The sequence below is a fragment of the Salmonella sp. 32020114201800008SM genome (genome assembly GCF_017572025.1).
Lineage (GTDB): Bacteria > Pseudomonadota > Gammaproteobacteria > Enterobacterales > Enterobacteriaceae > Salmonella > Salmonella enterica.
Genome location: NZ_JAGEQM010000002.1, coordinates 659,818 through 672,744, shown reverse-complemented (window position 1 = coordinate 672,744; position 12,927 = coordinate 659,818). Strand labels below are relative to the sequence as shown.

12 protein-coding genes are annotated in these 12,927 nt (G+C 53.4%); 6 read left to right on the top strand and 6 right to left on the bottom strand.

Annotated features, from left to right (window positions below):
* The first annotated feature begins 19 nt into the window (after positions 1 to 19).
* A complete protein-coding gene (gene dapD / locus J4613_RS09160; RefSeq protein WP_001186673.1) occupies positions 20 to 844 on the top strand; it encodes a 2,3,4,5-tetrahydropyridine-2,6-dicarboxylate N-succinyltransferase in 825 nt (274 codons plus the stop codon).
* A gap of 36 nt (positions 845 to 880) precedes the next feature.
* Here the strand turns inward: dapD and J4613_RS09155 are convergent, their stop codons facing one another.
* Positions 881 to 2,182, bottom strand: coding sequence for an MFS transporter (locus tag J4613_RS09155; protein WP_000017193.1), 1,302 nt, complete (start codon positions 2,180 to 2,182; stop codon positions 881 to 883).
* A gap of 246 nt (positions 2,183 to 2,428) precedes the next feature.
* On the opposite strand from J4613_RS09155, the gene J4613_RS09150 reads away from it, so the two are divergent.
* Positions 2,429 to 2,815 carry a DUF3461 family protein gene (locus J4613_RS09150; RefSeq protein WP_000272193.1) on the top strand — a complete coding sequence of 129 codons (387 nt, stop codon included), beginning with the start codon at positions 2,429 to 2,431 and terminating at the stop codon, positions 2,813 to 2,815.
* Positions 2,816 to 2,903: 88 nt separating this feature from the next.
* On the opposite strand, the gene cdaR is transcribed toward J4613_RS09150, so the two are convergent.
* The 3 genes from cdaR to dgt all read right to left on the bottom strand — a co-directional run bounded on the left by cdaR (position 2,904) and on the right by dgt (position 7,288).
* On the bottom strand, positions 2,904 to 4,061 hold the full coding sequence (gene cdaR, locus J4613_RS09145) for a DNA-binding transcriptional regulator CdaR (protein WP_000929420.1): 1,158 nt from the start codon (positions 4,059 to 4,061) through the stop codon (positions 2,904 to 2,906).
* A 152-nt stretch (positions 4,062 to 4,213) separates the two neighbouring features.
* The gene (degP, locus tag J4613_RS09140; protein ID WP_000753958.1) at positions 4,214 to 5,641 is read right to left on the bottom strand and encodes a serine endoprotease DegP; all 1,428 of its coding nucleotides are present in this window, start codon (positions 5,639 to 5,641) and stop codon (positions 4,214 to 4,216) included.
* A gap of 129 nt (positions 5,642 to 5,770) precedes the next feature.
* Positions 5,771 to 7,288, bottom strand: a complete 1,518-nt coding sequence (dgt, locus tag J4613_RS09135; protein WP_000146450.1) for a dGTPase — start codon at positions 7,286 to 7,288, stop codon at positions 5,771 to 5,773.
* An 84-nt stretch (positions 7,289 to 7,372) separates the two neighbouring features.
* On the opposite strand from dgt, the gene mtnN reads away from it, so the two are divergent.
* From mtnN to J4613_RS09120, 3 genes are read left to right on the top strand one after another with little or no spacing between them, the layout of a single operon-like run.
* Positions 7,373 to 8,071 carry a 5'-methylthioadenosine/S-adenosylhomocysteine nucleosidase gene (mtnN, locus tag J4613_RS09130; protein WP_080203739.1) on the top strand — a complete coding sequence of 233 codons (699 nt, stop codon included), beginning with the start codon at positions 7,373 to 7,375 and terminating at the stop codon, positions 8,069 to 8,071.
* Positions 8,064 to 8,864: a vitamin B12 ABC transporter substrate-binding protein BtuF gene (gene btuF / locus J4613_RS09125; RefSeq protein ID WP_001118838.1), complete on the top strand. Its 801-nt coding sequence runs from the start codon at positions 8,064 to 8,066 to the stop codon at positions 8,862 to 8,864. The genes mtnN and btuF overlap by 8 nt, the downstream gene beginning before the upstream one ends.
* A gap of 36 nt (positions 8,865 to 8,900) precedes the next feature.
* Positions 8,901 to 9,524 carry a TRIC cation channel family protein gene (locus tag J4613_RS09120; protein WP_000964234.1) on the top strand — a complete coding sequence of 208 codons (624 nt, stop codon included), beginning with the start codon at positions 8,901 to 8,903 and terminating at the stop codon, positions 9,522 to 9,524.
* A gap of 100 nt (positions 9,525 to 9,624) precedes the next feature.
* Here J4613_RS09120 and erpA read toward each other — a convergent pair whose 3' ends face one another.
* On the bottom strand, positions 9,625 to 9,969 hold the full coding sequence (erpA, locus tag J4613_RS09115; RefSeq protein ID WP_001278668.1) for an iron-sulfur cluster insertion protein ErpA: 345 nt from the start codon (positions 9,967 to 9,969) through the stop codon (positions 9,625 to 9,627).
* 81 nt (positions 9,970 to 10,050) lie between these two features.
* Positions 10,051 to 11,472 (bottom strand): H(+)/Cl(-) exchange transporter ClcA, encoded by a 1,422-nt coding sequence (clcA, locus tag J4613_RS09110; RefSeq protein ID WP_000845439.1) that lies wholly within the window; start codon positions 11,470 to 11,472, stop codon positions 10,051 to 10,053.
* Positions 11,473 to 11,641: 169 nt separating this feature from the next.
* On the opposite strand from clcA, the gene hemL reads away from it, so the two are divergent.
* Entirely contained in the window at positions 11,642 to 12,922 is a 1,281-nt protein-coding gene (hemL, locus tag J4613_RS09105) for a glutamate-1-semialdehyde 2,1-aminomutase (protein ID WP_000045262.1), read from the top strand.
* Positions 12,923 to 12,927 lie beyond the last annotated feature (5 nt).

Genomic DNA, 12,927 nt, shown 5'->3' with positions numbered 1-12,927 from the left:
TATATGAAAGAGTTTAACAATGCAGCAGTTACAGAACGTTATTGAGACCGCTTTTGAGCGCCGCGCCGATATTACGCCGGCTAATGTAGATACCGTGACCCGAGAGGCAGTAAACCAGGTCATTTCTCTACTTGATTCCGGCGCGCTGCGTGTCGCAGAAAAAATCGACGGTCAGTGGGTCACTCACCAGTGGTTGAAGAAAGCGGTTCTGCTCTCTTTCCGTATTAACGATAACCAGGTTATCGACGGTGCGGAAAGCCGCTACTTCGATAAAGTCCCGATGAAATTCGCTGATTACGACGAAGCGCGTTTTCAGAAAGAAGGCTTCCGCGTCGTTCCGCCTGCGGCCGTTCGTCAGGGCGCATTTATCGCCCGCAACACCGTGTTGATGCCGTCTTACGTTAACATCGGCGCCTACGTTGACGAAGGCACCATGGTTGACACCTGGGCGACGGTGGGTTCCTGTGCGCAGATTGGTAAAAATGTTCACCTTTCCGGCGGCGTGGGTATCGGCGGCGTACTGGAGCCGCTGCAGGCTAACCCGACCATCATTGAAGACAACTGCTTTATTGGCGCGCGTTCTGAAGTCGTGGAAGGCGTCATTGTCGAAGAAGGTTCCGTCATTTCCATGGGCGTATACCTCGGCCAGAGCACCAAAATATACGATCGCGAAACCGGTGAAGTTCACTATGGCCGCGTACCGGCGGGCTCCGTGGTCGTTTCCGGCAACCTGCCGTCAAAAGACGGTAAGTACAGTCTGTATTGCGCGGTGATCGTGAAAAAAGTCGACGCCAAAACGCGTGGTAAAGTGGGCATTAACGAATTATTGCGCACTATTGATTAAGCGAGTGAAAAGCGGGGGCGACAGCCCCCCTTTGCATTACGGCGAATGCGGTAACACGGTTTCCGGCGCAATCTTTGCCGCAAACGCCGAAGCCAGCGCAGTCAAAACGACATAACCGGCAACCAACGTCCAACTGTTATCATAGACTGCGCTTAACGCTTTAGCGATAAACGGCGTGAATCCCCCTGCCACAACCGCCCCCAACTGAGCGCCAATTGATGAACCGCTGTAGCGTACAGGCGGATAAAACAGTCCGGCGAAAAAAGAAGGTTGCACGGCATTCAGTGAATTATGACCAATGTTAATAAGCAGAACGTAGCCCATTGTCATCAGTATGAGCGAACGGCTTTCCAGCAGCCAGAAAAAGGGAAAAGCCATTGCCGCGACAAAAAGCGCGCCGAAAATATACACCTGACGGCAGCCACGCCGATCCGACATGATGCCAAATAGCACGTGCATGGGATACGCCAGCAGACAGGTGAACATTACAATGTACAGAATAGTCAGGCTGGCAATCCCAAGCTGCGTTGTCGCCCAGGAAACCGCGAAGACGGTAGCAAGAAAAAAGGGAACGCTTTCCGCAAAACGCAGAATTATAATCAGCAAAATGCTGCGCCATTGTTCTCGTACTACTTTGACCACCGGCCTTTCTTCTCTTTGCTGCCTATGATTAATGGCCTGCTGCTTTTTAAACGCACGGAAGACAGGCGTCTCATCCAGACGATGACGCATATATAATCCAGGCAACACCAAAAGCGCACTGAGCAGAAAAGGAATACGCCATCCCCACGATAACAACGCCTCCTTCGGTAATTGGGTCACGACTATAAATACGCCTGTCGCCAATAATTGTCCCGTGAGTCCTCCTGTTTGCGATAGCGCGCTTAACCGCCCCCGGTGCTTTCCAGCAGCATATTCCACGACCATCAACATGGCACCTCCCCATTCGCCTCCAACCATAAATCCCTGTAGAAAACGCAGAATAACCAGTAAAGCAGGCGCCAGCGCGCCAATACTGGCGTAAGAAGGCAGGCAACCGATGAGAAACGTGACCGCGCCCATCCCCCCTAACGTGATTAATAACGTGTTTTTACGCCCAAGCGTATCCCCCCTGTTGCCAAAAAATAGCGCGCCCAGCGGTCGGGAAATAAATCCCACGCCGAAACTGGCAAAAGAAGATAACGTTGCAGTCAATGGGCTGGCGCCAGGGAAAAAAAGCGGGCCAAATACCAGCGCGCTTGCCAGGCCGTATAATAGAAAATCATAATATTCAATGGAGTTTCCTATCCAGGCGGAAACCACCACCCGGCGAATAGTAGCATTATACGTTCCGGACATAGACTCCGCCTCTCAAGGTTATCGACCACTACCTCCGGTCAATTTCCCACACTGACCTCAAACGCTTTCTCTATAAACGGAATATCGCGTTGAATTACTTAAGCTATCAATAACCGTCGCCCTTTTGCTCATGACGTTGCCGAGACGTCTTCTGCGATCAACCGCGCTTTTTTTGTATACATTGGTGGCGAAAAACCAATTTTTCGTTAATTATTCAAAAGTTATAGTGTGATGAAGGATACCGCTATGTATGACAATCTAAAAAGTCTAGGCATTACCAATCCTGAGGAAATCGATCGTTACAGCCTGCGGCAAGAAGCCAATAACGATATCCTGAAAATCTATTTTCAAAAGGATAGAGGTGAATTCTTTGCTAAAAGCGTGAAGTTTAAGTATCCACGCCAGCGTAAAACGGTGGTGGCCGATGGCATCGGTCAGGGTTATAAAGAAGTACAGGAGATTAGCCCTAACCTACGCTATGTGATTGACGAGCTGGACCAAATCTGCCAGCGCGACCGCTCAGAACTCGATCTCAAACGTAAGATCCTCGACGACTTGCGCCATCTGGAAAGCGTCGTCGCGAATAAGATCAGTGAAATCGAAGCCGATCTGGACAAGCTTACCCGTAAGTAAGCTGTGTGTTGCCGGATGGCGACGTGTTACGCCTTATCCGGCCTACAGATATATCCCCGTAGGCCTGATAAGCGTAGCGCCGCCGGGCTTAACGCTGTTCATCCAGTTGTAGCGCCACATACAGCAACAGCCGATCGTCAAAATTTCCCAAATCCAGCCCGGTCAGTTCCGAAATACGATTTAGCCGATATTCCAGCGTGTTACGATGAATAAACAGCGCCTTAGAGGTCGCCAGCGGCTGGACATTATGGCGAAACCACGCCGTCAGCGTCCGACGTAATAACCCGTTGTTATCCATCGCTTTGAGTTTTACCAGCGGGCGCGCCAGCTCATTGGCCTGCCAGCCGCCACGCAGGCTATCTAACAGAACCGGCAGCATCAAATCCTGATAAAAATAGCTGCGGCTTTCTGGCATCCGCTGTTTGCCGACCATCATCGTGGTGCGCGCCGTGCGGTATGAGCGTGCAATACTGCCCGGCCCGGTAAAGTAATTGCCCAGCGCCACGCGAAAACGTAGCTGACCATTCTCTTTCATTCGCGAGATAAGCTGCTCTACGCGCTTACGATGATCTTCAGCATCCCAGCGACCAAAGGAGTTTAAGGCGGGTTTGAGCACCACCATCTCGGTGAGAGAAACAATGGCTATCAGGTTGTTACGCTCCGGCGTGGTAAGCGCATTCTGCAACTGCTGAAGTTCCGCCATTGCGCTATCGACGCCAAGCTGGCCGCTGTCGACTTCCACCACCGCCGCCACACGCGGCTGGTTCAAATCGATCCCCAAACGCTGCGCCCATTCCACCAGCGCCGGCGTATTTTCTTCGGCCTGAATCAGGTTCATCACCAGCTCTTCGCGCAAACGGCTATCCTGCGCCAAAAGGTGCATTAACCGCGACTGCTCCAGCATCATTTCGGCAGTCATACACACCAGTTCGCCATATTTACGCAGATGCTCTGGTTCGCCGGTGAGGCCGATCACGCCGACAATTTCGCCCTCAAGACGTAAGGGAAGATTAATCCCCTGACGCACCCCGTGCAGGTGTCGCGCCACGGCGTCGTCGATATCCACAACCCGGCCCTGCGACAGCACTAACAGCGCGCCTTCGTGCAATTCACCAATACGTTCCCGATCGCCGCTGCCGATAATACGCCCGCGGGCATCCATTACGTTGATATTGGTATCGATGATGCGCATAGTGCGCGCCACGATATCCTGCGCCATTTTGGTATCAAGATGCCAGCCAGCCATAAATCCCTCCTGTGAGCAGAGCACAAGCATAAGGAAGATGACAGGTCTCGACATTGTGCAAATGCACAAAACGGTGCAAATAAGTATGGAGTTGTGGGGGGTTTCACAGAAAAGTGTTGCCCCCTTCCATGATGGAAGGGGGACAAAGGTGATTACTGCATCAGCAAATAAATAGAACTATCACCACGCTGAATATTCAGCGCCAGCACCGACGGCTTGCTGTCGAGAATCTTACGCAGCTCGGCGATATTTTTCACCGGCTGCTGGTTAGCGCCGATAATGACATCGCCTTTTTTGAGGCCAATTTGCGCGGCGGGTGAATTCGCTTTCACGCTGCTCACCACAACGCCTTTATCCTGGCCTTTATTGCTCATTTCAGCGCCTTCAATCCCGCTGAAGATGGTGCTGGAATCAACCTGACTCTGGCTGCTCTGCTGCAGTTCCAGATTAACCGTAATCGCTTTACCTTCACGCAGCAGACCGAGGCTGATTTTGCTGCCGACCGGCATAGTGCCGACCTGAGCGCGCAGCGCCGCAAAGCTGCTGATCGGTTTACCGTTCAGCGAGGTAATGACATCCCCGGCTTTGATACCCGCTTTCGCCGCGGACGAATTCGGCATCACCTGGCTGACGAACGCGCCACGCTGGGCGTCGACTTTCATCGCTTTCGCCAATTCGGAATTCAGCTCAGTCCCCATGATCCCCAGTTCGCCGCGTTTCACCTGGCCGTATTCCACCATCTGCGACGTCAGGTTTTTCACCATGTTACTGGGGATAGCGAAGCCAATACCGATGTTGCCGCCGTCCGGCGCCAGAATCGCGGTGTTAATACCGATCAGCTCACCGTTCAGGTTCACCAGCGCGCCGCCGGAGTTACCGCGGTTAATCGCGGCGTCGGTCTGAATAAAGTTCTCGTAATTTTCTACGTTCAGGCCGCTACGCCCCAGCGCCGAAACGATACCTGACGTCACCGTTTCGCCCAGACCAAACGGGTTACCAATAGCGACGGTATAATCCCCCACGCGCAGCGCGTCGGAGTCCGCCAGCTTAATCGCCGTCAGGTTCTTCGGATTCTGAATTTGAATCAGCGCGATATCAGAACGCGGATCTTTGCCCACCACTTTAGCATCGAATTTACGTCCATCGCTAAGCTGTACTTTAATCACGCTGGCGTTATCAACCACGTGGTTGTTGGTAACGACGTAGCCCTTTGCGGCGTCAATAATTACGCCGGAGCCCAGCGCCATGAATTTCTGTTGTTGACCGCCGTTGCCGCCGTTACCGCCGCCCTGGCAGAACGGAGAATTCTGGAACGGAGAACCGTCCTGACAGAACGGGGAGTCATCGCCAAAGAACTGCTGGAAATTACGCGGCATACGCGGCGTATTCACCGTGGTGCTACCTTCTACATTAATACTGACCACCGATGGCATCACTTTTTCGAGCATCGGTGCCAGGCTTGGCATCTGCTGGGCAGTCATTGCTGAAGAGGACGTTTCAGCCGCCGTGGCAGACAGAGGCGACAATGCCAAACCTAAACTCAGAGCCAGTGCACTCATTGCTAATGTGGTTTTTTTCATGTGTTTCAATCTCGATTAACAGGTAACGCAAAATTGCTGTGTACGTCAGATTCATTTTATAACGCGAAGTTCCGGAATAAAGTTTCTGGAAAAAGTAAAAATTTATTGTCCATCTTTACAAAAGTCCATTTACTGTTCGACCGCCATCAAACGCCGATATTCATCCCATGCGTAAAGGTCAGTCATCCCGCTGATATAATCCTGAATCAACCGACAGCGATAATAATATTCCAGTACCGGGTACTCCGCCGAATCCGTGGGTAATTTACTGACGACTTCCACGTAGGCCAAACGATGGCGCGTAGAAAGTTTCTGAAATAAGCGCGATTCTATGGGGAAGCGTTTCAACCGTTCTTTTTCCACCAGCTCGCGAAAGTCGTTAAGCGACAGGCTTAATAGCGGCTGATAGATATCTAATAATCCGCTGATCACCCGGTATCCCTGTAGTTCAAGCTGTTCTACATCCGGATGGCTAAACACATGTTCAACCGCCACATTCTTATAGAGTTCAAGCAGGCGGCTAAAACCGCTGGCATCTTCCAGTAACGCCTGATTGAAGGTACCGGCAAAAATCTGCGGCAAATTATCAATAAAACGCTGAGCGGCATAGGGCACCAGTTTATTTAATGTATTTACCCGTAAATACATAAAAAACTGATCTTCGGTACTGCGGCTTAATGTATTGGCGCGTGATTTTTCCCACGCATTTCCTACCACCAGCTCAAACAGCGAATCCTTCTCATGGTGGCCCCACGCGTGATATAAATGATGATAAAGCTGCTCAACGCTAAAGATTCTTTTCTCTACCGCGTCTTCAAGATCGGCGACACAATAAGAAATATCATCTGCGGCTTCCATAATCCACGTTAATGGAAAGCGACTGTAAGGCGCTAACTGCAGTTCTTTACGTAACCTCGCAATATACTTCTCTTCAGAAAGATAATAGCCCGGTTTCTTCATTAAATAGCGATGGGAATCCGGCACCGGCCCTCGCCACCATGCCGGACGGGTATATTTTAAAATTCCGCCAACCTGCGCCCAGGTAAGATTCATCCGCATGAGCGTATGCACCAGACGAATTCCCTGTGCATTGCCTTCAAAATGGCAGATATCCTGACGTACCTTGCGGCGAATATCGTTCAGATTTTCTTCACCTTCCTGTAACCGTAGCGAGGAAACCACACAGCGATCATGCGTGAGCGGCTGACTTTCCGCATCTTCCGGATGCAGCCGCTGACGAAACCAGTCATTGATCGCCGCCTCGCCAAAATGACCAAACGGCGGATTACCGATGTCGTGCATCAGGCAGGCCATTTCTACAATACTTTCAAAGGGACCGGTCAGCGCATCCAGACCGTACTCCTCCAGCCGGTTTTGCTCTTTCAGGCGGCTTAAAATCTCTTTCGCGATATAACGCCCTACCTGCTGCACCTCCATTGAATGCGTCAGGCGAGTACGCACCGCGGCATTGCGCTCCAGCGGGAAAACCTGCGTTTTTTGCTGCAAACGGCGTATAGCCGGAGAGTTGATAATCCGCCCGCGATCGCTTTCAAAAATCCGCAGGATCTCATGTTCCGTCTTTACGCCCTGCGGTGAACGATAACGACGATGCCAGTTAATTTTATTTCGGAAATCGATCGATGCCATATCCTCTCCCCGCCTGAGAAATGCGCTTCCCCATAAGCGCATGATAAACTATGCCCCCAAAACTGACTTATCGCGAGTAAATCTATGAAAATCGGCATCATTGGCGCAATGGAAGAAGAAGTTACGCTGCTGCGTGACAAAATTGACAACCGTCAGACGATTACGCTGGGCGGCTGCGAAATTTACACCGGCCAGTTGAACGGCACCGAAGTAACGTTGCTGAAATCCGGTATCGGTAAAGTCGCGGCGGCGCTGGGCGCAACGTTGCTTCTGGAGCACTGCAAGCCGGACGTGATCATCAATACCGGTTCCGCAGGCGGTCTGGCGTCCACGCTGAAGGTCGGCGATATCGTCGTCTCTGACGAAGCGCGTTACCACGACGCTGATGTGACCGCTTTCGGCTATGAATACGGGCAATTACCGGGCTGTCCGGCCGGATTTAAGGCCGATGATAAGCTGATCGCCGCCGCGGAATCCTGCATCAGGGAATTGAATCTGAACGCAGTACGCGGCCTTATTGTTAGCGGCGACGCGTTTATTAACGGTTCCGTCGGGCTGGCGAAAATTCGGCATAACTTCCCCGACGCGGTCGCCGTAGAGATGGAAGCCACCGCTATCGCACACGTCTGCTATAACTTCAACGTGCCGTTCGTGGTGGTACGCGCTATTTCTGACGTAGCCGATCAGCAATCGCACCTCAGCTTTGACGAATTCCTCGCGGTGGCGGCGAAACAGTCGACTCTGATGGTCGAAACGCTGGTACAGAAACTGGCGCATGGCTAAGCAAATGTTCAGGGCGCTGGTCGCCCTGCTGCTTACGCTCCCGGTGTGGCTTTACGCTGCGCCGCGCGTCATTACCCTCTCTCCCGCCAATACGGAGCTCGCTTTTGCCGCCGGGATTACGCCCGTTGGCGTCAGCAGCTATTCCGACTACCCGCCCGAAGCGCAAAAAATAGAACAGGTCTCTACCTGGCAGGGAATGAATCTGGAACGCATTGTGGCGCTGAAGCCGGATCTGGTCGTCGCCTGGCGCGGCGGTAATGCGGAACGCCAGGTAAACCAACTGACGTCATTAGGTATTAAGGTCATGTGGGTGGACGCGGTAAGCATCGAACAGATCGCCGACACGCTCCGCCAACTGGCCGCCTGGAGCCCGCAGCCGGAAAAGGCTCAGCAGGCAGCGCAGACATTGCTAAACGAGTACGCCGCGCTCAACGCCGAGTATGCCGGTAAAGCTAAAAAGCGCGTCTTTCTTCAGTTTGGCATGAATCCTCTGTTTACCAGTGGTAAAGGGTCTATTCAACATCAGGTTTTGACGACCTGCGGCGGAGAAAACGTCTTTGCTGACAGCCGCGTGCCGTGGCCGCAAGTCAGCCGTGAACAGGTGCTGGCAAGGCATCCCCAGGCCATTATCGTGGCCGGAAAAGCGGGCGAAATTCTCAAAATTGAACAATACTGGGGAAACCTGTTAAAAATTCCGGTTATTCCGCTTAACAGCGACTGGTTTGAACGCGCAAGCCCGCGTATTATCCTCGCCGCAAAACAACTCTGTAATGCGCTTTCACAGGTGAATTAGAGCCTGTCTTACCAGGCTCCCAGTGGGGATTCGACAATGCTCGTCTATTGGCTGGATATTGTAGGCACGGCTGTATTTGCTATCTCTGGCGTGTTGCTGGCCGGGAAATTACGTATGGATCCGTTCGGCGTCCTGGTGCTCGGCGTCGTTACTGCCGTCGGCGGCGGGACAATCCGCGATATGGCGCTGGATAACGGCCCGGTATTCTGGGTTAAAGATCCTACCGACCTGGTCGTCGCCATGGTCACCAGTATGCTGACCATCCTGCTGGTTCGCCAGCCAAGACGTCTGCCGAAATGGATGTTGCCGGTGCTGGATGCGGTCGGGCTGGCGGTGTTTGTCGGCATTGGGGTGAATAAAGCCTTCCTCGCTGAAACGGGGCCATTAGTGGCCGTCTGTATGGGCGTGATTACCGGCGTCGGCGGCGGGATTATTCGCGATGTTCTGGCACGCGAGATCCCCATGATCCTACGCACCGAAATCTATGCCACGGCCTGTATTATCGGCGGGATTGTTCACGCCACCGCGTTTTATACGTTTTCAGTACCGCTGGAAAGCGCCAGCATGATGGGTATGGTCGTCACGCTGTTCATTCGCCTGGCGGCCATTCGCTGGCATTTGAAATTGCCGACGTTTGCCCTGGATGAAAACGGACGTTGATATTGTTTTGCTCGATGGCGCTAAGCTTATCGGGCCTGGAACATCTTTCCTGTCGGCCGGATAAGACGCTCGCGTCGCCATCCGGCACAACGAACAGCAATCAAATACTGAAGGAAGAGCCACACCCGCAGGTACTTTTCGCATTCGGGTTGGTTACAATGAAGCGGGAACCTTCCAGGCCTTCGGTATAATCGACCGAACCACCCACCAGATACTGCAAACTCATCGGGTCAACCACCAGGCCAACGCCCTGTTTTTCGATGGTCATATCCCCTTCGTTAACCTGATCGTCAAAGGTAAAACCATACTGGAAGCCGCTGCAACCACCGCCGGTGATATACACGCGTAGTTTCAGATTCGGGTTATCTTCGTCAGCGATAAGACTTTTTACTTTATTCGCTGCTGCGTCGGTAAACTGCAGCGGCAGCGCTACGTCATCACTCATATTTTGCTCCAAACGACATCGGTAATTGGATAAATTTTCACCCAATATTGGCAGTCATTATCTAATACCCTGGTAATTCGTTCAAGTATTCTCGCCCGCAGGCGCATTCTGGTTTTTCGCCGCCTGTTCCGCATCCTGCTTCGCCAGAGTGCGCGCCAGGATGGTTGAGTATAACGGTTTCCCGCCCAAAAACTGGGCTAATAGTGTCGCGCCAAGACAGGTGATAATCATTGGCAAAATGAGCTGGTAGTTATCGGTCATCTCCAGCACCAGCACAATCCCCGTCAGCGGGGCGCGCACCGACGCCGCCATCAGCGCCCCCATCCCGGCAATCGCAAAGGTACCGGCCTCCAGGTGATACTGCGGGAAAAGCACTGCCGCCGCCATACCGAAGGCCGTACCAAGCAGCGTTCCCAGCGCCAGCATCGGGGCGAAAATGCCCCCCGGCGCGCCGGAAGAAAAGCAAAGCAGCGTTGTGACCACCCGGGTAATAAAGATGAACAGCAGTAGCCCGACGCTAAAATTACCTGCCGCGGCGATAGGAATAAGGTTAAATCCGCCGCCTGCCGCTTCCGGCTCAATCAACCCCAGAATACCGCACAGGCCGCCGATCGCGCCGCCCATAAGCACCCATTTTTTAATTTCGCCGCCATGAAAGCGCTGAAACATATCCTGGGTACGCAGCACCAACGAATTAAATACTGGCCCGACGCAGCCAAAAATAATGCCGAGGATAAGGTATAACCACAGCGTGTTAACCGGCGCATCAGACAGTTTGCCGACTTCAATAATCGGCGCTTCGCCGTTAAATATGCGGAACACAATGCTCGACATGATGACGCCGGTAAACACCGCTTTAATCGAAATCAGGTTGTAGCGAAACTGCGGGCGCATCTCTTCAATAATAAACAGGATACCCGCCAGCGGCGCGTTAAACGCCGCAGAGAGCCCCGCCGCCGCGCCGGTCGCCAGCAACGTATGCCGCGCTTCGGCGCTGCGCATACGAAAAACATCCAGCACCATGCGCCCCAGGTTGCCCCCGATTTGCACCGTTGGCCCTTCGCGCCCTAATACCATTCCTGCGCCCAACGTTCCCATCCCGCCGATAAACTTCACCGGCAACACGCGCCACCAGCGCACCGGACGTAACTCCTCCAGCGCGCCTTCAATTTCCGGGATACCCGAGCCGCCGGCTTCCGGCGCAAATTTTCGCACCAAAAAGTAGCCGACCATCGCCAGTAACGCCGAAAGGATAAAGGCCAGCGGCCAAAGCAAAAACGCATGGTCCGCGACCTGAACCAGCGCGCCAATGCGCATGTTTTGTACCCAGGAAACCGCCTTTTCAAAGGCGACGCCAACCAGTCCGGTAAGCGTGCCGACAACGGCCGCCATTAACAGGATGGCCAGCGGCGTTTTATCCCGCTGCATTAACCGGCGAATCTGATCTCTGCGCCGTAAACGCACAATTTGCTGAGCTAAAAAGGTGGAAGTGTCTGTTTTCATCAGAAGATCATTAATTGGTAATACAAATCTAAAGTCGGCATTCTACTCGCCAACGCCGTGAAAATCCCCTGCAAATCGTATTGTTTCAAATGCGTAAAACTTTCATAACCTTCTCTGAATAACTTAGAATAGCGGGTATTCACTTTTTCTACGAACCAGGAATCTTTCCATGAGTAAGTCTGAAAATCTCTATAGCGCGGCCCGCGAGCTGATCCCCGGCGGCGTGAACTCCCCTGTTCGCGCCTTCACTGGCGTGGGCGGCACCCCGCTGTTTATCGAAAAAGCGGACGGCGCGTATCTGTACGATGTCGATGGCAAAGCGTATATCGACTATGTCGGTTCCTGGGGACCAATGGTACTGGGGCATAACCATCCGGCTATCCGCAATGCGGTGATCGAAGCTGCGGAGCGCGGTTTAAGCTTCGGCGCGCCAACCGAAATGGAAGTAAAAATGGCGGAACTGGTGACCAACCTGGTGCCGACCATGGACATGGTGCGCATGGTGAACTCCGGCACCGAAGCGACGATGAGCGCTATTCGCCTGGCGCGTGGTTTTACTGGCCGCGATAAGATTATCAAATTCGAAGGCTGCTACCACGGCCACGCAGACTGTCTGCTGGTCAAAGCCGGTTCTGGCGCGCTGACGCTCGGTCAGCCGAACTCGCCGGGCGTGCCGGCAGATTTCGCGAAACATACGCTGACCTGCACTTATAACGATCTGACGTCAGTGCGCGCGGCGTTTGAACAATATCCGCAGGAAATCGCCTGTATCATCGTCGAACCCGTAGCGGGCAATATGAACTGCGTCCCGCCGCTGCCGGAATTTCTGCCAGGCCTGCGCGCCTTGTGCGATGAGTTCGGCGCGCTGCTGATTATCGACGAAGTGATGACCGGTTTTCGCGTAGCGCTGGCCGGAGCCCAGGATTACTACGGCGTCGTGCCTGACCTGACCTGTCTGGGTAAAATCATCGGCGGCGGGATGCCGGTAGGCGCGTTTGGCGGTCGTCGCGATGTAATGGATGCGCTGGCGCCGACGGGCCCGGTTTACCAGGCGGGCACCCTTTCCGGCAACCCGATTGCGATGGCGGCCGGTTTCGCCTGCCTGAATGAAGTCGCCCAGCCCGGCATTCATGAAACGCTGGATGAGCTCACCACCCGTCTGGCGGAAGGTTTGCTGGAAGCTGCCGAAGAAGCGAATATTCCGCTGGTGGTTAACCATGTCGGCGGCATGTTCGGGATTTTCTTCACCGACGCTGAGAGCGTAACCTGCTATCAGGACGTGATGGCGTGCGACGTGGAACGCTTTAAGCGTTTCTTCCACCTGATGCTGGAGGAAGGCGTATATCTGGCGCCGTCCGCGTTCGAAGCAGGCTTTATGTCCGTGGCGCACAGTGAAGAAGATATCAATAACACCATCGACGCCGCGCGTCGGGTGTTTGCGAAACTGTAAAAGAG